General features: G+C 55.7%; 22 protein-coding genes and 2 pseudogenes. 9 read left to right on the top strand and 15 right to left on the bottom strand.

Annotated elements, in window-relative coordinates; genetic code table 11:
* Positions 1–307: pseudogene (locus J5Y17_RS18180) on the top strand (DDE-type integrase/transposase/recombinase); the annotation flags it as partial.
* A gap of 200 nt (positions 308–507) precedes the next feature.
* On the opposite strand, the gene J5Y17_RS18175 reads toward J5Y17_RS18180, so the two are convergent.
* From J5Y17_RS18175 to J5Y17_RS18150, 6 genes are all read right to left on the bottom strand, one after another.
* Entirely contained in the window at positions 508–873 is a 366-nt protein-coding gene (locus J5Y17_RS18175; RefSeq protein WP_219787282.1) for a hypothetical protein, read from the bottom strand.
* Positions 870–2,072 (bottom strand): Fic family protein, encoded by a 1,203-nt coding sequence (locus tag J5Y17_RS18170; protein ID WP_219787281.1) that lies wholly within the window; start codon positions 2,070–2,072, stop codon positions 870–872. Before J5Y17_RS18170 ends, J5Y17_RS18175 begins: the two co-directional genes overlap by 4 nt.
* 325 nt (positions 2,073–2,397) lie before the next feature.
* Positions 2,398–3,096: a coiled-coil domain-containing protein 22 gene (locus J5Y17_RS18165; protein WP_219787280.1), complete on the bottom strand. Its 699-nt coding sequence runs from the start codon at positions 3,094–3,096 to the stop codon at positions 2,398–2,400.
* A gap of 663 nt (positions 3,097–3,759) precedes the next feature.
* The gene (locus J5Y17_RS18160) at positions 3,760–4,317 is read right to left on the bottom strand and encodes a DUF1387 domain-containing protein (RefSeq protein ID WP_219787279.1); all 558 of its coding nucleotides are present in this window, start codon (positions 4,315–4,317) and stop codon (positions 3,760–3,762) included.
* A gap of 612 nt (positions 4,318–4,929) precedes the next feature.
* Complete coding sequence (locus J5Y17_RS18155) at positions 4,930–5,352, bottom strand: hypothetical protein (RefSeq protein WP_219787278.1); 423 nt, start codon at positions 5,350–5,352, stop codon at positions 4,930–4,932.
* 2 nt (positions 5,353–5,354) lie between these two features.
* Positions 5,355–5,738: a hypothetical protein gene (locus J5Y17_RS18150; RefSeq protein ID WP_219787277.1), complete on the bottom strand. Its 384-nt coding sequence runs from the start codon at positions 5,736–5,738 to the stop codon at positions 5,355–5,357.
* Between the two features lie 465 nt (positions 5,739–6,203).
* Here J5Y17_RS18150 and J5Y17_RS18145 point away from each other — a divergent pair, with 465 nt between their 5' ends.
* Together J5Y17_RS18145 and J5Y17_RS18140 are read left to right on the top strand one after the other, a co-directional pair.
* Positions 6,204–6,461, top strand: coding sequence for a type II toxin-antitoxin system ParD family antitoxin (locus tag J5Y17_RS18145; protein WP_219787276.1), 258 nt, complete (start codon positions 6,204–6,206; stop codon positions 6,459–6,461).
* A complete protein-coding gene (locus tag J5Y17_RS18140) occupies positions 6,458–6,805 on the top strand; it encodes a type II toxin-antitoxin system RelE/ParE family toxin (RefSeq protein WP_219787275.1) in 348 nt (115 codons plus the stop codon). Before J5Y17_RS18145 ends, J5Y17_RS18140 begins: the two co-directional genes overlap by 4 nt.
* On the opposite strand, the pseudogene J5Y17_RS18135 reads toward J5Y17_RS18140, so the two are convergent.
* The 4 genes and pseudogenes from J5Y17_RS18135 to J5Y17_RS18120 form a co-directional block, all read right to left on the bottom strand.
* A pseudogene (locus J5Y17_RS18135) lies at positions 6,800–7,199 on the bottom strand (tyrosine-type recombinase/integrase); the annotation flags it as partial. The gene J5Y17_RS18140 and the pseudogene J5Y17_RS18135 sit on opposite strands and share 6 nt — an antisense overlap.
* 119 nt (positions 7,200–7,318) lie before the next feature.
* Entirely contained in the window at positions 7,319–8,671 is a 1,353-nt protein-coding gene (locus tag J5Y17_RS18130) for a hypothetical protein (RefSeq protein ID WP_219787274.1), read from the bottom strand.
* A gap of 2 nt (positions 8,672–8,673) precedes the next feature.
* Positions 8,674–10,608: a site-specific integrase gene (locus tag J5Y17_RS18125; protein WP_219787273.1), complete on the bottom strand. Its 1,935-nt coding sequence runs from the start codon at positions 10,606–10,608 to the stop codon at positions 8,674–8,676.
* A 302-nt stretch (positions 10,609–10,910) separates the two neighbouring features.
* Positions 10,911–11,288, bottom strand: a complete 378-nt coding sequence (locus J5Y17_RS18120) for a helix-turn-helix domain-containing protein (protein ID WP_219787272.1) — start codon at positions 11,286–11,288, stop codon at positions 10,911–10,913.
* A gap of 398 nt (positions 11,289–11,686) precedes the next feature.
* Between J5Y17_RS18120 and J5Y17_RS18115 the strand changes: the two genes are divergently transcribed.
* Positions 11,687–12,031: a WGR domain-containing protein gene (locus J5Y17_RS18115; protein ID WP_219787271.1), complete on the top strand. Its 345-nt coding sequence runs from the start codon at positions 11,687–11,689 to the stop codon at positions 12,029–12,031.
* A gap of 12 nt (positions 12,032–12,043) precedes the next feature.
* On the opposite strand, the gene J5Y17_RS18110 is transcribed toward J5Y17_RS18115, so the two are convergent.
* Complete coding sequence (locus tag J5Y17_RS18110) at positions 12,044–12,538, bottom strand: hypothetical protein (protein ID WP_219787270.1); 495 nt, start codon at positions 12,536–12,538, stop codon at positions 12,044–12,046.
* 425 nt (positions 12,539–12,963) lie between these two features.
* Positions 12,964–13,356, bottom strand: coding sequence for a hypothetical protein (locus J5Y17_RS18105; protein WP_219787269.1), 393 nt, complete (start codon positions 13,354–13,356; stop codon positions 12,964–12,966).
* Between the two features lie 481 nt (positions 13,357–13,837).
* On the opposite strand from J5Y17_RS18105, the gene J5Y17_RS18100 reads away from it, so the two are divergent.
* Positions 13,838–14,272 (top strand): hypothetical protein, encoded by a 435-nt coding sequence (locus tag J5Y17_RS18100; protein WP_219787268.1) that lies wholly within the window; start codon positions 13,838–13,840, stop codon positions 14,270–14,272.
* Positions 14,273–14,530: 258 nt separating this feature from the next.
* Positions 14,531–15,013, top strand: a complete 483-nt coding sequence (locus J5Y17_RS18095) for a hypothetical protein (RefSeq protein WP_219787267.1) — start codon at positions 14,531–14,533, stop codon at positions 15,011–15,013.
* A gap of 114 nt (positions 15,014–15,127) precedes the next feature.
* On the opposite strand, the gene J5Y17_RS18090 is transcribed toward J5Y17_RS18095, so the two are convergent.
* Complete coding sequence (locus tag J5Y17_RS18090) at positions 15,128–17,350, bottom strand: hypothetical protein (RefSeq protein ID WP_219787266.1); 2,223 nt, start codon at positions 17,348–17,350, stop codon at positions 15,128–15,130.
* A 420-nt stretch (positions 17,351–17,770) separates the two neighbouring features.
* Between J5Y17_RS18090 and J5Y17_RS18085 the strand changes: the two genes are divergently transcribed.
* Positions 17,771–18,895, top strand: a complete 1,125-nt coding sequence (locus J5Y17_RS18085; protein WP_219787265.1) for a hypothetical protein — start codon at positions 17,771–17,773, stop codon at positions 18,893–18,895.
* 267 nt (positions 18,896–19,162) lie between these two features.
* On the opposite strand, the gene J5Y17_RS18080 is transcribed toward J5Y17_RS18085, so the two are convergent.
* The gene (locus J5Y17_RS18080; RefSeq protein WP_219787264.1) at positions 19,163–19,480 is read right to left on the bottom strand and encodes a hypothetical protein; all 318 of its coding nucleotides are present in this window, start codon (positions 19,478–19,480) and stop codon (positions 19,163–19,165) included.
* Positions 19,464–19,769: a hypothetical protein gene (locus J5Y17_RS18075; protein WP_219787263.1), complete on the bottom strand. Its 306-nt coding sequence runs from the start codon at positions 19,767–19,769 to the stop codon at positions 19,464–19,466. Before J5Y17_RS18075 ends, J5Y17_RS18080 begins: the two co-directional genes overlap by 17 nt.
* A gap of 320 nt (positions 19,770–20,089) precedes the next feature.
* Between J5Y17_RS18075 and J5Y17_RS18070 the strand changes: the two genes are divergently transcribed.
* Positions 20,090–21,448, top strand: coding sequence for an ISNCY family transposase (locus J5Y17_RS18070; RefSeq protein ID WP_219787283.1), 1,359 nt, complete (start codon positions 20,090–20,092; stop codon positions 21,446–21,448).
* A gap of 59 nt (positions 21,449–21,507) precedes the next feature.
* Positions 21,508–21,783 carry a hypothetical protein gene (locus tag J5Y17_RS18065; protein WP_219787262.1) on the top strand — a complete coding sequence of 92 codons (276 nt, stop codon included), beginning with the start codon at positions 21,508–21,510 and terminating at the stop codon, positions 21,781–21,783.
* The last annotated feature ends 111 nt before the right edge of the window (positions 21,784–21,894 follow it).

The following is a 21,894-nucleotide window of genomic DNA, read 5'->3' as shown; positions in this document are numbered from 1 at the left end:
TGATCATCACCGACAAGCTGCGGTCATACGGCGCGGCGAAGGCGGACCTGGCTCCCGGCATCGAACATCGCCAACACAAAGGGCTGAACAATCGTCTCGAGGCTTCACACAGACATACGCGGCGGCGGGAGAAAATCATGGCCGGTTCAAGTCGGCCGGTCAGGCACAACGGTTCTTGTCGGTCCACGATCAAACCGCCGCCCTGTTTCGCCCTAAACGTCACCGACTTTCAGCCCGTTCCTACCGCCACGCCAGAGCCGATGCCTTCGAAATTTGGGCTGAGTATGCACGCGAGTTGATCGCTTGAAAATTACGCGCAGCCCCGTTCTTGAGTGCCATCAATAATAACCTGACAATGCCCGAGGGGGGCTTCAAAAGCCGAAAGTGCGAGATGCCGCCCGGTCACCAATTCAGAAGATAGCGTGTTGAGCGTCCGCCTTCCGAAGTTCGTGACAGGATAACGGCAACCTCAAAACCAATATTGGCCGAACTGTAAAATTTCGAAGTTCAGTCAGTGATTTTTTTAAGATCCGCATCGCTCATAGCTCCGATCTCGTGCATGTCTTTCGCCATGGCTCGGGCTGTCGAGAGAATGTCATAGCCTGTCTCTTGGATGAGGTTTCCGTCTTCATCGAGACCGACGCCGACTCCACGACGACGGCGATCGGAAAAGAACTTCTCTTCGCCAGGTCCTGGTTTCGACATCGCGGCGACAAATGCATCTAAACTCGTCTGTTCGATGATCTTATTGACGCGCTCATGATCCCGCATCGGAGTGTTCTTTTTGATCCGGACGACATGCCAAGCGATAGCGACACAGGCGACGGGAATGGTCGCAGCAAAGAGAGTGGCCGTGAGTTCAAGCGTGGTCATTCCGGCAAATCTCCATCGGCGAACAGATTGGGGAAAAGCCGTTCTCGATAGTCCAACGGAAACGCCAACCTGACAGGGGTCTTCGGCGAGGAGGACGTCAGGTACCCTGCAGAGGTCAGTTTACTAAGTGTGTTGCGCGCGGTGCGTTCAGAAGTCTTGAGGACAATCTGCGCGTCGCCACGCTCAAGCGCGCCATGCCGAAGTACCGCAGAGATCAGATCGGGCGCGCGTTTGTCATCGATACTGTCAGCGACGAGGCGCCGGTAACGCTTTTCCAGCCCAGCGAGGTCAAACAGCTTTGCAGAAAACGTGATTTGGTCGAGCGAGACCTTCAGGAACCACTCGCAGAACGTCTTCAACGCGGCTTCGGACAGGTTGCCGCGCCCGTCGCGGTCTCCACGTCGTGGGCTGTCTGCGAGATCCATCATGCGCTTGTACTCGCCGCGATCCGTCAAGCCGTGCGCAAGTCCGCGGGAAACCGACCACAGGCCTTGGCCCCCAATACCTGCCGTTAGGGCCATGGCATGGGACATCAAGCGGCTGACGCGCCCGTTTCCGTCCGGGAACGGATGGATGTAATTTAGCCGGTGATGCGCCGATGCGATCGCGATGATCCGCCCGCTTGAGGACCGTGCGGCGATCTGAAACCGCTTGTCGAAGTGATCCATGAAGGCGGCGACGCGCGACGAGGAAGGCGGGAGGTGCCGTCCGACGGCCACTTCCTTGTCGCCGTCTTGGCGCATGTGCCCGGGAATGATCGGTTCGTGTGTTCCATCGGGGTGCTCGATCACGCGAAATTCGTCAGGCATTTCGTCGTAGAAAGCCTTATGCACCCATGTGAGAAATTCAACGGACGTGGGGCGGGGCAGGGTGCCCGTTCGATGCATCTCGTCAATGGCCCGTTGAACAATGACATGTGCGCGTGCTTCCAAGGCAAGCGGGCGGGTCTCTTCTGCGAGTTCGGCACCGGCGAGGGCGCGCTCAATATCTCGCGGGCGTGTGTTGTGACCCTCGATCAAGTTCGAATAGTAGCAGTTCATCACGCGCACGAGGTCCGCAAGTTCCGCCGCACTGTCCGGGTGCAACCCTTGTCCGAGCTGGGCCGCTTCCCTCTGGATGTCGACCGAAAGGTCCGCCAATTCGGCGGGGATGTACTCCTCGAAGAAACACGGTTCGATTCTGCCGGGTGTTTCAAGCATTTTTTGCCGATCTTGTATTAGTGAAAAACACCATATTTATAGGAGATTTTATATACTTGTGGCAAGATGTTGCCGATGTGGTTTGCCGATCTCATTTGCCGGTCAATTACTGGCCAGCCAACTGTCTTGGAAGCAAGGGCCATCCTGCCAAGCGATCGCACGAATGTATCAGTGCCACGTAGCCTCAATACAGATTTCGCCAAGCTCCTCCCCCGTCTCATCCCTGTGCTAGCAAGGGGATCGCGGTGAGGAGGAGGCCCGCCATTGACCAAAGCAGTTGGCGGGACATGGACTTGAGGTGTGGTATCTGTGATCGATCGGCCGATCACGCTTCGTCGTCGGCAAGTCTGAATTCAAGTCCGAGCATCAGATCTGGCTTGTCACGATCGGGACGGTTGAAATTCGCGGCGACGGCTTTGTCCAAAGCGCAACATTCCAGACCGGCCTTCGCGAGATCTTCTCGAATTTCACGCAAACGGGTCTGCCTTTCTTTGAAGCGAGCCGAATTTGCAGATTTTAGCTGCCGCCAGTCCCTCAGCATCTCGCTGCGCAAGATTTCGATTTCGCTGACGTCGATGATCCCACGCAGGCGTTCGAGAAGGGACTTTTGTGCATTCGTTGCTTCGCGAAGCGCAGCCGATTTCTCGGCCCGAATTCTTTCAAGCCGGTCTTTCATCTCGTCGAGCTCAGCAGACAATTTATGAGCCTGCTCAACAGACGCTTTTAACTGTTCGATCTGTTCCTCGGTTCTCTCAATTTCGGTGCGATGTTGCGAGAGCGATACCCGGAGGCGCCGAATTTCGGCTTCGGTGAGATCGGCATCTTGTTGCGCACGGATCTCTTCAAGTAGCCCGGATTCCTCAACCATTCTTACCCATGTTGCGAGTTTCGCAGAGGCCGTCTTGCGCACGCGCCACTCTTTTCTTGTGCTGTTCCATTTTGCGGATGGGAATTCTTGGCGGAACGCATCTTTCAATTCATATGGAAATGAAACATCGACACCATTCAAAATCTTGATCGTCATATCTGTCCTTTCGGGTGTTTAACATGAAGGCATTTGGCCACACCCAGAAAGTGGGATCGCTCTCGAAAGTTGGAAAAAGAAAGTTCAGGCTTTTGATGTAAGTTTTCTCAGAATGACGTGAAAAGACGTACCATCTCGCTTTAAAGAGAGTGCGGCATGGCTCAAACGCCCAAATCGGATATCGCGCGGAGACACATTTTTGATAGTGAGTGCAGGCTCGTCCGACGTTCGCATATGGGTTAACATATGAATCTCTTTCTTTGTTGCCATTACCTGCACCTCTTCGGAAGGGTATTCTGTTGGCTGGCTGGGGAACAGGAATTGTCCTCGCCGCTTTCGGAGCTGGAGCGGCAATGCTGCGGGCGGGACCTCAGAGATTTGCGCAAGAACCCCTCCTGCCTCAGGTTCCGGGCAAAGGCGATCTGCCCCAAAATGAGGCAGGGACGTCGGAGCATGCCCCTGTTGGTTCACAGCGCCGCCATCCACAGAGTTCTCCCCAGATTTTGTGGGTAAAGTCGGAGAGGAATAAGGCGCGCCCGACGAAAGGGGCCATAAGGCCCGTCTCGTCGAGGCAGCCCGTCACGTCTCTGAACTCGTATTCGGTTTCGGTCGGAAGCGTGAATGGTAAGACGATTGCCTCTTAGAGGCGACGGTCCTTGTGCCCTATGGCCAAACCACGGCATATTCCAAGATAAGTCGTCGACCCGACCCGTAGTTTTTTTCGCGCATGTCATATGCATCATCATCGCCGCCCAGAGACAGGTGAATTTTATCCCGAAATCCCGGCAATTCTGCATCCTGAAGATTTTCGATCCCAGTGATGAGAGAACGGGCTTCTCCGTATTCACCAGCTTTCACGCGGTTCAGGATGCCTGTTTGCATCCTCTCTTCGAGCGCCTTCAAGTCTCCGGTTTTCAAGAATGGGTCCATCATGTTGTCGTCGAGTTCCGCAAATGTGCGGGCAATTTTCTTCAGGCTCACGTCCCAATTTTCTTTCACCAGACTTGCACGGTAGTGACCGGACATGTCGAGCACGGCATTGAAACGCTCGGAAACCAAAGCAAGTGGTTCGTATTCAACCTCTTCGCCATAGACGTGGCCCGACATTGCATCGGCAGCGTCTTCCCAGAGTGCCTCCAAGTCCTCGGCCTGCGGCCAGCCTTCGACTTCCAGATCTGCTTCATCGAGCAAAGCAGCTTTTGTGTAGTAAAAGTGTCCCAAGGGGATTTCCTTTCGTGATGTTTGTCTTGTCGCACTTACGTGAGACGTAACGGGTTTCTCTGTGGTGTGTCGGGCGCTTCCACGAAAATTTTCCAGTTCGCAGGGCGCAGTTGTTCAGTGGGTCGCGCGCGAGGGTCACGTCCCGGGAAGGATTTGATTCCAAGTTGAAGGGCGAAAAATTTGAGGTTTGAAAGTGGGGCACTCGGTCAGTCAGGGGAACGCGCCTATGCTTCCAAAAGTGAAATTTTTCAAAGCCTGCGCGTTTCCGCAGGCAAGAAATCACTATGTTGTATTTTGATTATTTAGTCATTTTGGTCTTTCTTTCTTGTTCATTTATGATTCTATCCCGATAGGTGAGACTTTCATTTGGCAGAGGGTGTTTCCTTTTCGTATCCTGTCAGATACCCACCGCCAGAATTGGTGCAAGGGTTTTGCCTGAAAATAAATGCAAATAAATTCAAGCAATTGCGCTTCGGATTTTGAGGTTTTGGCCAATCACGCGCGCGAGGCGTTGAGCCGGCGATTTCGACACATCCAATCCAGTTGGGTTCGTGATCGAGAAGCAGCGAACAGCTGTGTTCGAGCTGTCCGCAGCCTCTCAGTTTAAACGCACTATGCTCCGTAGAGTTTTTCCTCAATCAGATCGGCCGCAACCATATTCACGATCGTAGTGACGACCCGGAGCAATTCTCGCAGCGCCTTGCATTTGTGATCGAGGATCGCGAGATCGTCTTGCAACACTGTTTCGATCCAGCCGGCATGTGGACAACCTTCATCCCAGATCAGCACCTTTTCTTCGCCAGCTTTGATCCATTCATTGGCTTGGCAGAGGATGCGCTGCATCTCGTAGATCGCGTGTTCCGAATGGAATGTGTTTTGATCGATGGCGCGGTCTAATTCATAGGTCTGGCGTCGCAGGATCGGATCGCAGTCTGGATGGGCTGAAATCTCGTCGAGCGCCTCTCGGGCCGCCTCTTTGAGGGCCAGAGCTTGAAGGATCGCATCGCGGAGCGGGGACATTTTGTTTTCTTCCATCGTTACACCTCCTCGTCGATGTAATAAGTTTCGACGTCATCGGGTGAGAGGATGCCTGTGACGAGAAGCGCATCATCGAATCTGTCCGCGAGCAGACAGATGTCCTCGATGACCGGCATCTCGGGATGCAATTCCGCGAAATACGCTGCTTCGGGGCGATCGACGTCGTGCACATGCTCGAGATGGAGCAGATCGCGCAGTGCTAGCGCGTTGCGCCGCATTTTGCGTGTGATGACGGTCTGCTCTTGCAGGTCGTCGAGCAGTGCGCCCGCACAGCGAAGGTAGGGGAGCCCGCCGAGAAGGAGGGCCGTGTTTTGAACGGCTTCTGAGAATTCTCGCGCGAACTCATGAAGCGGGGTGGTGAAGTGCCGGGTGTTATCGAACATTTTTGTTCTCCGGTTGTGCCCGAGCGCGGGATGCGTCGGGTGCCAAGCATGTGTTTTTCTTTTTTGCCTTCCCTTCTTCTCAACGTGGATGTGTTTTGCTGTCTGTTTCTGCCCGAGAAAACGGACAACAAAACAACTCCACTCGAGAGATGACTCTCAATTTTCGAGTGATCCGCAGCGCTGTTTTGAACGATGCACCGACGTCGTGGATGCTTAAGCACGTCGAGCAGTTCCGAGACCTCGTCCCAAAGCTTGTCGGCCGAGGTTTCCCAATCCGATCCAAATTGCTGCAGCCTGCAGTGTGAGAGGGTAGGGTGATCCCATTCGCATCCTCGACATCAGAGGAGCCCTCGGCGTCCGGATCGCCGGAGTTTCCGTGCTGGTTTCTGGTGATCTTGTCCGATATCGGAGTTCAATTGACCCGAACTGCGCGTTAGCATATATTGCCAACAAGGAGATTTTACCATGGTGACACGCAACGTCGTCCTGACTGAAATGCAGGATCAGCTTGTTCAGGCGCTGGTAGCGTCGGGGCGGTACCAGAACGCGAGCGAGGCGATGCGGGCTGGTTTGCGATTGCTTGAGCGTGAAGAAGCTCAACTTGCCGGGATTCGCGAAGGCCTACTTGAAGGCTTGGCACAGGCGAAGGCGGGTGATCTCGTGGAGGGCCGCGGGGAAGATGTGGTCCGCCGTGCTTTTGCGAGAGCGCGTACCATCCCATGAGCCGATCCTTGCGGTTGACGCGGCGCGCGGAAGCCAGCTTGGTCGAGATTGCCAGATGGACGATTGAAAATTTCGGACTTCGTCAGGCTGAGCTTTATGAGATTGAATTGCTCAACCGCTGTGAAGCAATTCTGAGCGGCCAAGCACATAGTCGGAGTTGCGCGGTCCTCGTGGATGAGGCCGATGAATTGCGCTTTGTCAGGGCAGGGGAGCATTTCTTGGTTTTTCTGGACAAGCCCGACGTCGTCATCATTGTCGATATCCTGCACGCGCGCAGCGACCTCCCTCGTCACGTGGCAGCGCTCACAGCGTTGAAAGAGGAAGGCCACTGTTCCACTTCATAGGCCCGCTGCCTTGGTCAGATTGATCCGGAAACGATCCTGTCGACGCTGATAGCGACGTGTCATCTCGGCCGAAGCATGACCGAACTGTTTCTGCACGTACCGTTCATCGACCTCCGCAGAGCTTGCGAGGCCCGCGCGTAGGCTGTGCCCCGAGAACAGCGCAAGGCGTTCCTTCTCGGCAGGTTCTGCGCGGATCCCGGCGCCGAGCACGGTTCTCTTGATCAGCCGGGCAACATCTTTGTCGCTTAGCCGGGTCGCCAGTGTACGCTTTCCGTCTCGAGACGTCCGCACGAAGACGGGGCCGATATCCTTCTTCGCGAAATGCAGCCATTGCTCGAGCGCATGTACGGGGTAGGTCTTTGGAGCCGCGCCCGATCTCTACTTCGCGCCGCCCGATCGAGAGTGCCATGTGTCGTTCAGAGCGGTCAATCGACGCCCAACCCGGGCCGCTCACGAATGAAGGCTTTGGACACTTGAACTGAGCGATTCCGGTTTGTGCGGTGCTCGGTCCTGCTATGTGAGGCACCCTGCTGCAATGTCGCGCTTCAGGGCCAGCCAGTCCCGTGCGGCGACATCGCTTTTGCAGGCAATGCGGTATTCCTCACCGGCTTTGAGGGTTCGGTGCCCGAGATGCGTTTGAATGATATCAGGTGCGCGGCGCGGGTCCGCCTGACGAAGATATTCAGCCGCAAGTGTGCGCAGATCATGTGAGGGCACACCGATTGCCTCCTTGATCCTGAGACTCGGGAGTTTCCGGTCGGGGGTCCGCTCTTCAAGCGTCAGCCAATTTGCGCCCTGCAGGCCTTGGTATCGGAGATGGACGAGACGATCCGGGCGACCGGCGAGAATAAGCACGTCGAGCAGGTCCGAGACTTCGTGCCAAAGCCTTCCGGCCGAGGTTTCCCAACCCGTTTTCTCCTGTTCCCATGTGAGCTCCCAAGTGCCGTCCGGATGCCGGATCAACTCGCGCCCCAAGCGCCATTGGGAGACATCGCCCGTGCGCCCCGGTTTGTTGATGTGGAGCGCGAGGAGCGCAATAGTCTGGCGCAGCTTTTCCGCATGTGCCGAGTGTTGCGGCATAGCCATCATACCTGTTCTGAGCTCGCCGATAACCTGCGCGATGTAATCGAAACCGCCTTTCTCTATCAGCGCCTCGATGCGCGAGATCTTTTCCTTGATCTCCATGCTGGCCAGATCGAGGTGGTATTTCACCATCAACCTGACCCCGTTCAAATTCTGATCCTCAACGCCGCCATGGCGGCCAAGGGAGACCAGTCCACAGAGATATCCGGCGATGGTCTTATGCTTGAGCCCAAGCTCTCGGAATCGTTCTCCGAGGCAATAGGCCGTGTAGAAATTCAGGGCCCCATCCGCTTCTGTGTCTCCGAGCACAGCTGCGCATCGATCGATGGATGCAAAGTGCCGCTTCAAAGAGCTGGGCTTGAGCTCGCGCGATGCCGCCATCGCGACATACATGAGCTGCCAGTCGATCGGCCATGTCGAGGGCGCGACAGCGGGGGCGGCGTCGGCCCCGGCTTTCTGTGGTGACAGCGAATATGCGGAACCGCCGGGGCGTCGCGCGTAATAGGACCGCCGTAGTTCCCGGCCCGTGGCCGTGGAAACCTGGGGCGCATATTTGGCGAGCGCGCGCAGCAGGGTTGCCAGCGTCGATTCCGACTGTGCCGCCAATTGGAAGGTCTTGGCGGATGGATTGTCGTGAGGATCACCCGTTTCCTTTAGCGTCCGGAAGAAACGCCCGACGACCGCTGCCGCGCCCGGCGCAAGTTTGGCATCAGGAGCGAGCATCGAACGTTTGATGGGGGCGGGAACCGCTTGCAGGTGCTCTGCTGTTGTTAATCTGGCCATGCTCATGCCCCTCCTTTCATCTTCCGGAACATCTTCGGGTGACGCGATTTCAGCACCGCTCGGACTTCGCGTGCCGCGGCTTCGCCGCTGTCGCGACCGTAGTGTTTACGGACGGTCTCTTCGGTGTCGCCGAGAACTGAGGCCACTTTGGCGAAATTGCCAGGCTCCACGGCGAGGATAAGCGTTGCGATGGCGTGGCGCGCCTGATGCGGCGTCAGGTCAATCCCGATAAGCCGCGCGCCCTCGTGCCAGATCTCGCTCATGGTGCTCGGGGCCACGCACCCGCGCGGAAGGGACACGTCCCGCTTTTGCAAACGGGGCATCGCATCCCCCGGAATGACGTAGGCAGAGTCCTCGAGACCCCGGAGCTGTATGAAGCGCGCGCGGTGCTCCGTCAGCCACGTCCACAGGATGCTCGCCTCGTCGTTTTCAAGGTGAACCACGATGACTTTGCCGTTTTTCACCTCTCGCTCTTTGAAGGTCAGGCGGGCATGTTTGCCTTTCTCGACCCACTCCAGATGACCAGGGAGGCTCCCGCTTGAGCGATGGCGCAGACGAATAACATTCGACGTCCGCACCGGTCGCGACACTTGGAGAGCAAAGGCAACGGCGGTGGCAAAAAGGCGCAACCCTCGCGCTTCGCGCTCTTTATCCCCGGATTCGCGCGCCACCCGTATTTTCTCCTCTGCGGCGTCCGCGATTGTCTTCGGAGCATTCACGAAATTTGCAGCGAGATGCGGCGACGTTTGAATCAGGCGACAGAGAGCGTCGGCACTTTCCGAGGTCACCTTGCCGGGTTTGACGACATGCTCGGCGTGCAGTTGTTTCTGGAAATCGACCAGGGCGGCGAGGTCGCTGCGATGCATCCCGTGGCGCGCCAAGGTGCCGAGCGCCGTGAGGCGCGCCCCGAGCGTCTGTGTCTTCTTCGGGTCTTTCAGTGCCTCCGAACACGTCGAGCGTTCAATTTGCTGTTGGCAGGCCGCATCAAGGATTTCCGGATCATAAAGTCCGTCCAGGGTTTCGAACGTAGAAACATCCCGCCCGATGTCCTCAGCTGCCCGGAACAGCCACGTGATCGCAGAATGGTAGCTGGATTTCGCGGCGTCCGGGTTTTGCGGGGCCTTGCGCGCCATGGACGCTGTCTCGTTCAGTTCCGCCATGACAGTCTTGGCGTCCTCGCCATTCCTGATGCGCGTCCGTGCCTGTTCGACCAGTGCCATTGGTCCGGCCACAGCCGCGCTCATCGCGGCCTCTGCCGAGGCTCGAAGGGCCGCCGGGAGGCTGTCCCAAGCGATGGCACGTGCGCGATCCGGGGAGGCGGGAAGATCGAAGCGCTCCGCTGGCAACACTCCGGCGAGGTCGGGGTTTCCGCTGTAATCCTCGGTCAGCCGGTTAAGGAAGGTGATCGCCTTGCGGATGGATTTGCGCTTCTCGGATGAGGCGTTCGCCATCATCCGGTCGATGTCGGACTGTGAAAGGTCCTTCGGCGCGACAGGCGATCGGGACCGCAAAGCGGTCAAGCCCCGAGACTGTCCGGTTGTGAACTCGGCGCCGCGATCGGCAAACCCCTCGCGGTCTGAGACGAAGGCGATCAAGGCGTCCCACTGCTCGCGTCCGGTGCTCGCAGGTGCGCCGTCCCGAGCTTCATGGAAACGTTTCAACAGGTTCCGAACCCGCGAATTCCCGCGGCGGCGCGCGGTTTCCAAATCCTTGGCATTTGACACCGCGCCATAGGCGGACGGCGCGATGTTCTTTTCGAAGTTCACGAGATCAGCGGACAGCGAGATCAAGTCGTGATCTGTCAGATTGAGCCGGGCAGGGATCTTGCGGACTTCGCAGATCGCGTCATAGGGCTCTCCGCTCGCTTCCGCCCAGTTTAGGGCGTCGAGAAGGTTCGACGTCGGTTCTACAAATGTGGCTTGGTTCTGGTAGGTCATCTCTTTCTCCTGTCGGCGCCTCGGCGTGTGCTCGCGGCTCTCAAAAGATGGAGCTGCGAGCGCAGGCGGACGCGCCGGTTTGAATGACCTGTTGTCTCGTGAGAATTCGAAGCGCATCGCGCGAGAGATCGGCGCTGGTGCGGCGGGGGAAATTCGCACAGAAAGTCGGGAAAAGTCCCGCTTTTGCAAACACGGCCGCAAACATAACACCGATTCGTGTTTGAGGGCCTTTGTGCAAATGTCGGGAGAAGTTCCGGTGTGTCGGAGCATGTTCTGTGCGAGGTGTGCAAAGCCGGAGCATTTCAGGCTTCTCCCCGATCAAGGGTTTCGATCACGAAGCCTTTCATGTTCCGCAGCCAATCCTGCGCATCGAACGGATTGATCCGGACGCTCCCAAAGACATTCCGGGTCGGTAGCCCTTCCTCAATCCACCGCTCGATCGTCCGGAGGTTATAGGCTGTGGCCGAGGCGAGGTGTTTCTTCGTCAGCAAGGGCGCCTTGTATCGCTCTTGTATGCCGCGTTTCGGCATCGGTCCGTGCTCGCATGCCCAGACGTTTTCCCAAGTGACGCGGTAGTCGCGTCGTACGCGGGTCGCCAAAATCTCCCCATCTCGAATTTTGCGTCGCACTGTCGTAGATGTAAGTGCCAGGTGGTGTGCGACGTCGGCGGTGGTCAGCATGTGGTGTCTCCTGTTCAAGCTGATCAGGAGATGCGGTCGTTTCGCGAAATTCTGAAAAAATTGACTCAAACCGCGTCGATCTTTTTAGCGAGGCAGTGTGGTCGTCCCCACCGTGATCACTCCCACCCAAGTGGTCTGTCTTGAATTCACAGGTTTCAATGAACTGCCTGCGGAACGATTCCGTGACAGGTCCACAGTGACATGAGCAATAAGAACCGCAGGGCAGGGTGGTTGAAGCCGCAATACGCCTTCACAAAGGCGATGGGACCAGTAACCGCCGACATGTCCATTTTGCGAGCCAGGGCATTCCGGCATTGGTGCGTTAGGTGCGCAATGTCTCCGTTGTAGAAAGGTGAGAGCGCACCTGATATGGTACCCATCAGGAGGTCTTCCTCAACATGTCGCATATTCATTCTGACGCTGACGGGTTTTCCTTGTCACTCGATCTCAAACGGATCGAGCCGGACATGAACATGCGGCGGTATTACCGCATGACGATTCAACGTGACCTTTTTGGCCGAGCGTCACTCATGCGCGAGTGGGGAAGGATCGGGTTTCGGGGGCAACTCCTCATCGACACGCACGAGGATGTCGAGATGGCTGCGGGCGCGCTGAGGAAGCTGGCGGGGCAAAAAATGAAACGCGGCTATGTGCCGGCCGCGAAGGCAGGCGAAGAAGCTTTGAAATCCTTTGCCCGTGCTCCGAACGAGCACGGGCGGGACGCTGCCGCCCCGATCGAATAAAGGAAAAGAGTTTCACGCGACCATGGCGGCGCGAGGCTTGCGGCGCCCAAACAGTGCGCATCGCTTTTGTGAGGGCTTAGCTTTAGGAGGGTGTATTCCTTGACGTTCCTGGTCAGGCGTCTTGTAAGGAAGTTTTGCATACGCAACCTGCCAATCAATGCTTCCGGAGGGGAGCCTTCCGATGACAACAGCACCTTTGTGGTTCGGTGCAAATCGCCTGTCAAATTGCTGGACACGGATACGACGCTCCCAACGAAACCGTGTCGGTTTGTGAAGTTTGAGAAGAGCCAGAAGGGTAGCATCTCTCAACGTCAAGGCGTGCTTCTCTTTCTCCTCAGGAAAATTTGATGTTCCGTAGGCCAAGACCACTTCGCCCGTCGCGTCGTCGGCGTGGATCACCGCACAAGTGCGTTTTTTATCGCCAGGGCCGTCAGAATAAGGGAAGTAAAACGAAACGATGTCGCCGGTGGTAAGTGGACGCTTTGCGCCCGCTATATGTGCTGTCATGATGGGCTCCGAGATTTAAGGAAAATCTTGTCGCCCCTCTTCAGATTCATCTTGCTGATGTTTCTGAATGCTCTCTTCGAGATCAAGTGAACCGGAGCGACGCTCGTTCTGCTCCGGTTCACTTGATCTCGAAGAGAGCTAAGTCCTTAGTTTTTAAATATCGGCCAACACAATCCGCATAAGGTTGTGTAAGCTACTACAGGCGCTTTGAAATTTCGCACATAGTCAATGCAGCCATTGTCTGAATTGACCCCACTCGGTGCGTCAGTTTGATTGTTCGTGCGTCGAGGGCCTCCGTTCCGTCGGGAGGATGGCTTTCGGACGCGGCTTCTGAGCAAATCCGTTCGCGCTTCGGCTGCAGAATGAGCCGACGCTCGAGGGCAGCGACAATCTGCCCTCGAGCCACATTGGCATTGGCGGCTTGCCTATGCCGTCTTGCCATAGCTTGCCATAATAAGCTTGTTTCCAGCCACACTAAACGGGAGGTCGGAAGATCCCGTCACGATCTCGCAGACCACGGTCGCGCCAAAAAGGAGCGCCTCTGTTGCGTTCGGAAACGGATGGAGCATGGAGGTGGTCATGCAGTCCATTTGTTTGCCGTCTCTCGGTTTGAAGATGATGTTGGCGACCCAGCCGCCCGAAATTTTCTCGACGGTCAGGTGGTCGAGGTTCTCTCGCACGTGGTAGTCGCCGAGGCCGAGATCCGGGGTCTCAGCCGGGATAAGGTCTTTCTGTTCCAGCGCCTCGAGAACGATGTTGAGGAAGCAGAAATCCGAAGCAGGATTGCTGGGAATGGCGAAGGTCTTGAGTTTGAACATTGGTAACCTCTTGCTTTCGAAACGGCGCGTTATTGCCGCTGAAGGGGAGGTTGGTTCGATCAAAAATTCCGGAAATCGAAATTTGTATGACGTTGCGTCAACTTGGATCGGGCGTACGTATGACGCTTCTGGAATGGAAAGATAGAACCTAAGACACGCTTACGCCGTAGCTGGATGAGGCAGTCAGATAACTTCCATCGGATTTCACTTACGGAACCCGATGGAAGTTATTCTGCGACCTCGTCAAATGAATCCAGATGATTGATTTCGGGTCTCCACACCCCGTGCGGATACCATGACCCGGAAACGGGCGAGCATAGGTGGGGAAACCTAATAGAATATATTATTAGGGCTACCCACCTTTGATCCATGCGGGTTCATCTCATTCGGTACGCTTCAGCAAAGCCGCGTTTTTTTGGGAACGCGGCTTTTCCTGTGCGCGACCGATGCAACCAATCACATCAGAACAAAGGAACAGACAATGACGACAGTTGTCAACATCACCGATCATGACATCAAGCTTGGCAAGAAGGTGCTCAAGCAGGCGCTCAAGGAAGCCCAGACACGCCTGCTGGCTCAGGACCATGCCCTCCCATTGGAGATAGCCCCGCTGCCGACGATCCTCACTCCATTCATTTGCATCAGCAATTTGCGGTCGTTGGTCATTCATGAAGGAGACGGAGGCTGGTACGCGGATTTCGTCCTGAAATACGTCCCTGAAGGTTGGCCCGATACCGTAGGCACGCTCTCGGGAATGCCTCATCCCAGCGAAAGCGACGCCCGTCGTATGGGCTTTGAACGAGTGAATCATATGTACCAAAGGGAACAGGCGGGTCTTGCCCCGAAAGAGCCGTTCCGGGGAACGCCCCTCATCATTGGCAACCAGGTCATTTTCGTCAGTTACGAAGGGCTCTGAGCCGCAGTATCGGCAGACACATGACCCTCGACTTGGCTTTCCAAGTCGAGGGTGCGTTGCGCGGACATCATGTCCCGGATGCGGGCGAGCATAGGTGGGTCATCCTAATAGAATACTTAATTAGGGCTGTCCCCCTTTGAACCGCGCAGGTTCACCTCATGCGGCTCGCTTCAGAAATGCCGCGTTTTTTCCGGAACGCGTTTTTTCACAAGCGCGACCGAACCCATATTCTTTTTGCAACAAAACAAAGGAGTTCACTTGGGAAGTCCATGTCACAACCGTCTCACCATCTTCGGAGAAACTGAGCTCAGCATCAAAGCGTTTTTGTCCGTCGTTCAGGGGCCCGACGATGAGTTCGATTTCGACAAAATCTTGCCGATGCCGAGCTGCCTAAGCAACGTTTTCTGGGGCGGTCTTATCTTTGACAACGGGAAGCCGAAGCTATTCAAAAATAATCCCTTTGGCACACCACGTTGCCGCCCTCTGACAGAGGACGAAATACGCGCAGTCGAAAAAACAGGATACGTATCTGAATACGAGTGGAAGCATGACCACTGGGGAGGCATAATTTATCAGGGAGAGCCGGAGGTTCGCGCTGACACTAACATTGTAGAAATCGAGTTCTACACCGAGCGATCACCCGCGATAGCGATCGTCGAAGCGCTTAGGGGAAAGTTCCCTCATCTTCAGATCACGGCGTTTTATGATCAGCAATATTGGCAGGAAACGGGCTACTACTGATCGCAACAGACTGTCTCACGAGCCGCAAATTCGGGGGACGGTCCTAAGTTAGCACTGTCGTAGCCGTCGCTTTGCGACCGGAACTGCAAACGCGCCTTACGCCGTGAATCTTGATCATGACATCTCGAGGATGGCTTCTTCGTCATCACTAACAGCTCTCGGCCAATGCAAGGTCATCGCCTTGTATCCTGGCCAAAGCGATGCGGCGCACTGGAGCGCCTCACGGCGTTCCGAGAATACGACAGCCTGGAGCGGGCGGCCACCGCGCAAGGGGCTCAGTTGCATTGGCGTGGCCGGCAGTCCCAGGTCCGCGCTTATCGACTTCATGAGGGTGAGCGCCTCGCCTGCGTCCATTTCAGCAAGGAAGTTCTTGCCTGCTGCCACACTCGCAAAGATTTGCGGAGCATCCTTGTGGAGCCCCTTTGCCGACAGCCGCAGGCCTTCGAGACGTTTCGCTTCAGGACCGCTGATTGCCGTCTTCAATCGGTTATATTTCGCCGAAATCTGGACATTGCTTTTGTCGGCGGCAAGTGCGTCGAAGCGAACCCGTGTGTCGATTGGCAGACCCGGCAATGGCACATTACTGAGGATGATGACTCTCTTTGGTGCGTTCGGTGACATCAACCGGAGCCGCGCGACGGTTTGTGCCGACTGGGCTTCCCGAAACTGCGACAGAACCGCCTGTCCCCTCGGATCTATGTGCTGTTGCACATCCCCACGCCTCTCTTTGCCAGAGCGCATGAGCACCGTGCCTTTGCCTGCAGACAGCTTACTGTTCCGCGCGAATTGCAGGGGGCTTTCACTGTCCCCGAATAGTGCGCGCATGCCATCTTCGACGGCCAAAATATTTGGCTGCATGCGCCCGATCAAGATCACCGAGCGATAGTGTGCGAAGTCATTCACACCAAGCATCCTTGGGCCGAACCACCGGATAGTTGCGCCGTGCAACTCCTGTGGTTCCTGAGGCGAGTCCGAAAATTCCAGGTCCTCGTCCGAGAAGAATTTCCGAAGGACCCTTTTTGTCGCAACGACCAGAACGCCTTCACCGTTTTGCCTGAGAACTTCACGCTTGATAATTTGCACCACCTTCGCCCTGGCTTGCTTGGCGTTGGGGTGCAAATCAAGTGTGTGATCCGACAATGTTCTGTCTTCTACCTGAATGATCTCCGCCTGTGGGCGGACCCGAATTTGCTCGAATTTGGCGTTGGGGCAAAGCCGGTGAAAGATTGTGCCATCGAGGTCCGCATCCAACACAATGACTGGCGCACTGTCAGGAAGCGGGTGCAAGAGATGCATCTTCAGATAGCCGTGTGTTTCCTTCTTCGGGTTCGGCCGCTCTAAACTCAGCCGCTCAGTGTGTCCAAGATGGAAAGAAGCGGAAATAAGATCGAAAATCTGGCCGCGCTTGCGACTGCTCTCTGCGGATTTGGGGTCAAATTTATCCAGGTCGTGCGTGATCACATCATCTGAGCTTTCTGGAGAGCTCTGGAAGTGAGGTTGAGCATCCGTTTCTGCTTGCGACAATGTTCTCAGATCGTGCTCCGAAACCCCGGCCTCCCGCAATGCGGTGATAAGTGGGTGGCCTGCGTATAAAGCCTTTTCGATATCACCTGTCACCCTGCGGAACGTGTCTTCCAAGCTGGTGTTTTCGATGTGATCAGGCGGGAAATGCCATTGAGAATGGTGGAGCTTTCGCGTCTCTGCCAGTTCGCTCCAGAACTTTTCATCAATGATGCGCAACGCAACATCGCCGACGAGTGGCGGATGCGCCTTCAAGTAGGCATGAGAGAGAAAGACCACGCAGTTTTCCCTGATATCGCGCTGTCCCAGATACGCGCAGTCATGCGCACATGGCGCCTCCTCAATCTCATTGTCGGGAGTGCGCCGTTGACAGAGGGATTGCGTCACAGATGGCACGCTTCCGGAGATCGCTTTTGCAAGCGCAGACCGTTGGCACATTTGTCTTCCGGTCTCGGGATTGAGTGCGTCTCGCCCTCGGAGGACCATGCTGGGCAAATCCGTTTGAAGCTCTCTGAATTTTCCTTCGGCTTCGACAGCGAGATCCAAGGTCGGCACATAAAACAGGATGTGCCCTCTTTTGAGCAGCCTTTCTCCGTGGTCCGCAAGACACTGCAATGCTGTTCGTGTCTTCCCGAGGCCGGCTGGGACTTTCAGGCCGAGAGTGGGCGGCGTTTCGCCTTCGCAAGTGCTTACCCAAAGCGACTGCTCGTGCAAAAAGGTTTCAATATGACTTCTGAGTTCTGTTCGAGCCGTTTCAGGATCCAGCCACGCAATCTCCTCGGAAGCCACGCCGCCATTTCCGTCGTTGTCTAACATCTTTAGAACCCCGCCTGTATCCCCGGTTTACCCGGGATAATATTTTGAATTTAAAAGCAATAAGACGCCTCAGAGCCCTTGGTAGGGGAGGAGGGGCGGATTGAAAAGAGCGGTTGGACGAATAATTCGCAAAGCAAAGAATTTTCAGCGGAGAGCCATGTGCATCATTATTTATTTTGATGCCCATATGCCCGCCGGAGCGCTCTTCGTCATGCCATTGATGACGCCACTTTCTAAAGAATTCGGCCCCGAACGAAGATTTTAATTTCCGCGAAATGGAAGCGACACCAAGTCCTATTCAGGGCGCGTTTGGGGGCGTTCAACGCATCGAAAAGATGCGTTTCTCGGCGGGTCTATTGATATGGGCCTTGCTCAAAATTCACCTCCGCATCGAGCGGACAAAAAAAGAAAGAAGAAACCATGGCGATCGATTGGACAGATATTCAGAAACAAGCCATTGCCACCCTGCAGAAATGGTATGCCCCGCACCAACTTGCCAGTGTTGAAAACATCAACGGCTTGAAGACCGCGATGAAGATCGTGATCGGCAAGCTGTCGCGCGAAACGGGTCTTGATGCCGCGGGGATCTATGCGGATTGCGAGGCGTGCCTCCCCGCACTTCTCGAACAATCCGCGCAGTGCGACTTCAAGGCGGATTTGGCATGTTGGAGGCAAGAGCTCATCAATCCGGCAGAAGACATGACAGACCCCTACGACGTCGCTCGGAAATATCAGGCGCATTTGTTTGATGAAATTGGACAGAGTGTGACGGCTCAACTCTGCCTGAGCATGTCCCAATTGATTGCTTTGGCCGCAGCGTCTGCAAGCCCGGGGGATGAACAGGCTGTCGTTGCAGAAGAGGGCAGAAAGTCTACCGCTCGCTCGGATGTGGGAAAGACGATCACAGGTGATCGCGCGCGTGGGGCAGGGGTCTGGCTCTCGCCGTTGGGTGGCGCGAGCAAGACGGGCCTCAAGAACGTGTTGGAACGGCGAGATATCTTCGGGGCGCTGTTTGGTGACATGATCGAGCAATGCAAAAAGGCCTTCGTTCCGCTCGAAAGGGCTACTGACGGGGACCTTGTCGGCATTCAGTTTCTGTTCAAGCAGGAATTAGATCCGGATTTTCTGGAAATGGTTGAAGAACCAGTCCGTGGCTTGAATGCAGTTTATGTGAAAGCAGACGGTCTGCATTTCGAACCGTTCCGACGGGGCCTGACGGATGAGCTTGATATGCTTGCGGACATGTTCTCCGGTAGTCTCGGAATTCGCGAGAATGTGTTCTACACTGCGGGTGCATTGAGTGCGTTTGAAGGGCAGGAGGCGAACATGATTTTGTCTTGTTTCAGGGATTTCTCGATCATTGCGCAAGATTACGGCGACTGGTTCGACGCTTCGGCCAGTGAAGGAGCGCCGCTATGTTTGCTGCTCAACAGTCGTGACCAAGGGACCGAAGGACTTGAAGAAGCCGTCATGGACGTCATCAGGTGCCTCGATGAGCGCTCTGATGGACAACTCCGTGAAGCGATGGAGGAGTTCGCGGCATAACACATGCGGTAAGGAAACGAGAGGGTACTGACGGCCCGGAGCTGTCGTCAGTCTCTGCCCCCAGAGCTGTGGCTGGAGCAAGCTTAACGGACAGTCGACGCGCGGATTGGTCTATCCCTCATAGAGTGCACCCAAGCCCCCCTTGGGAGCGAACATGATTTAGTCAGAGAAATGAACTAATAGCTCATGCCCCACTGTGCGGAATGCGTCCTCATGTCGTCGGCATCTCTCCCATTGCTTCGGCAATTAGATGAAGGGCAGACCGTCTTATTCCATCTCTCTCAGCTCTTTCATTGCAGCATCCCACCCTTCGAGATCACTCCCAGTGTGAATTGAGTCTCCATCTCCGTCTGGGTACCAGCCCGGCAAATCGAGCTCGATGCTGTGTCCCTTGTAGGTAGACGTACACTTTCTGACGTCGCGTTTAAGAAGTTCCCCCGTTTCCGGATGGATCCGCGTCTCCGAGAGTTCATAGCCGAGCACGTTGATGCCCTTGCTCTGATCTGCACCGTCGCGAATTGCATCTTCGCTCTCGCGAACCCGCCCTTCCGCTCGTTCCTTGGCGTTCTTATCCGTCTCGTTCATTTTCGCGACCTCTTGAAAATTTTCGAAACCGCGCAAGAGATGGGCCGTTCTGCTCCAGATCGCGCCTTTCTGCTTCGATGCCCTGCAGGAATTCTTTGATAAAAGTTTTCGATTGCACAGGAACAGACACGGCGGCGCCGCATTCATCGCAAACTCCGACCAGAATATGTTCTACCGTTCCGGCTTCATCATCAAGCGGCACATCACGATATGTAAAAGTTGTCGCGACGTGTTTTTCGCACCGCATACAGATCGCATGAGATTTGTCGTTTTCTCGGAATTCTCTCATGTCTTTTCGCCCTCTGCTCTCACCCATGTTCTGGCTACTTAATGAAACCCAAGACGGGTCTCCTTCGCTGTCATGATAGACAAGAGCCGTGTGGCCTCACAGACACTTTGCGCGGACCCGAAAGAGTCGTCACCAAGCTGTACGAAATTTCAAGTGCTGCAGAGATCGTTTTCGAGACATGTAATCCCGCCTTCATTCTTTATTTATACATAAGACAGATTATGGGTTGTTTGTGTGTAGCTGCAAAGCGATAATGTCACCCATGAGCAAAGCAGAAGTGTCACTCTCGCCTCCGGTAGGATCAGATGGTGGGACGCGATATGGGATGGGTAACGATGAGCGAGCGCGAGCTGAACCGCGTGGAAGTCTTGGCGCAGGTCGATGACGGACGCTTGAGCGTCGAGAATGCTGCGAACCTGTTGGATCTGACACGTCGGCAAGTGTTTCGGTTGTTGAAGCGATATCGTGAGGATGGTGCCGTGGCCATCCGGCACAGGGCGCGCGGCAAGCCACCGAACAACCAGATTCACAAAGCCAAGCGCGACTATGCCTTAGTGCTGATCAAGGAGAACTATCCGGATTTCGGGCCGACTTTGGCAGCCGAGAGGTTGGCCGAACATCATGGGTTCAAAGTCTCGCGAGAGACGCTGCGCAAATGGATGATTGAAGACGGCCTTTGGCTCTCGCGCAAGCAGCGCCGGACATTCCATCAGCCGCGGTTGCGCCGAGAATGCTATGGCGAGTTGATCCAGATCGACGGATCAGATCACCGATGGTTCGAGGATCGCGGGCCCGCCTGCACCCTTTTGGTCTTTATCGACGATGCGACGAGCACCCTGATGCAGTTGCGGTTTGTGAAGTCCGAGAGCACGTACAGCTACTTCGAAGCCTTGGAGCTCTATTTGGCGCGGCATGGACGCCCCGTTGCGTTCTATTCCGACAAACACTCGGTGTTCCGTGTGGCCAAACAGGCCGCGAAGTCGGGCCATGGAATGACACAGTTCGGCCGAGCATTGAATGAGCTGAACATCGAGATTCTCTGCGCCAATTCAAGCCAGGCCAAAGGGCGCGTCGAGCGCGCCAATCGGACGTTGCAGGATCGGTTGGTGAAAGATCTAAGGCTGGCCGGCATTTCTGACATGGAGGCTGGGAATGCCTTTCTGGAGGGCTTTGTCGAGCGCTTCAATGCCAAGTTTTCCAAGCTGCCGCACCGTCCGGACAACTTGCATCGCGCCCTGAATGTCGAGCCGGACCGGCTGCGGGACATCTTGTGCCTGCGCGATGAACGCTATGTTGGCAAGCAGCTTGCCTTTTCCTACGACCGGCGACGGATCATCCTGGAAGAGAACGAGATCACGCGCGGCCTGCCGGGCAAGTATGTGGACAGCTACGACTTCGCCGACGGCCGCCTCGAGTTCCGCTGGAAGGGTGTATCGCTCCCCTACTCCGTGTTCGATAAGGATCAACGCGTCACCCATGCTGCGATCACCGAGAACAAGAATCTGGGAGCGGTCTTGGAGTTCATAAAAAATGAGCAAGACAAAGCGCCACCGAAGAAACGGCGCGCCGGGAAGCAACGCACACGCTATGAACCAACCGGACGGCGAAACGATGGCTGGAATGCGAAAGCCCTTCGCGGCGGGACGGCGAAAGACACAGCCCAGCCGCCTACAGAATAGCGCTCTACATCGTCTGGAAAACTGGTAACTTGATGGCAATGACAATCAAGGTCGCGAAGATGACGAAGCATGATGACGTCCCCGATATTATCTTTTCCGACCTGACACAGGCCGTGATGATTGACGGCCATCGGTTCATGGTCGAGATATTCCGCACCTCGGAGGATCACAGCTGGGTTCTGTCGGTCGAAAATGAATTCGGGACACTGACAATTTCCGACAACCCGCCCTTCCTCGGTGACACGCTCGCCTGGAGAGCGTTCGAAGAGATGGTCAGAAACGAAGGCGTCAAAACGTTGTTCAGCAAGAAAGAACAGAGAGCGCTCGGCATATGACCGCAAGGCTTCACAGCCCTGCGATAGTTGAGGTCTTCGGGCTGCAAAGCCTTGCTCCCGTCGTGCCCTGCAGTGACACTTCTGCTTTGCACATCAAGTGACATTTCTGAA

Origin of the sequence: Celeribacter sp. PS-C1 (assembly GCF_019429625.1) — a bacterium.
Lineage (GTDB): Bacteria > Pseudomonadota > Alphaproteobacteria > Rhodobacterales > Rhodobacteraceae > Celeribacter.
This window is presented reverse-complemented; position numbering and strand designations above follow the sequence as displayed.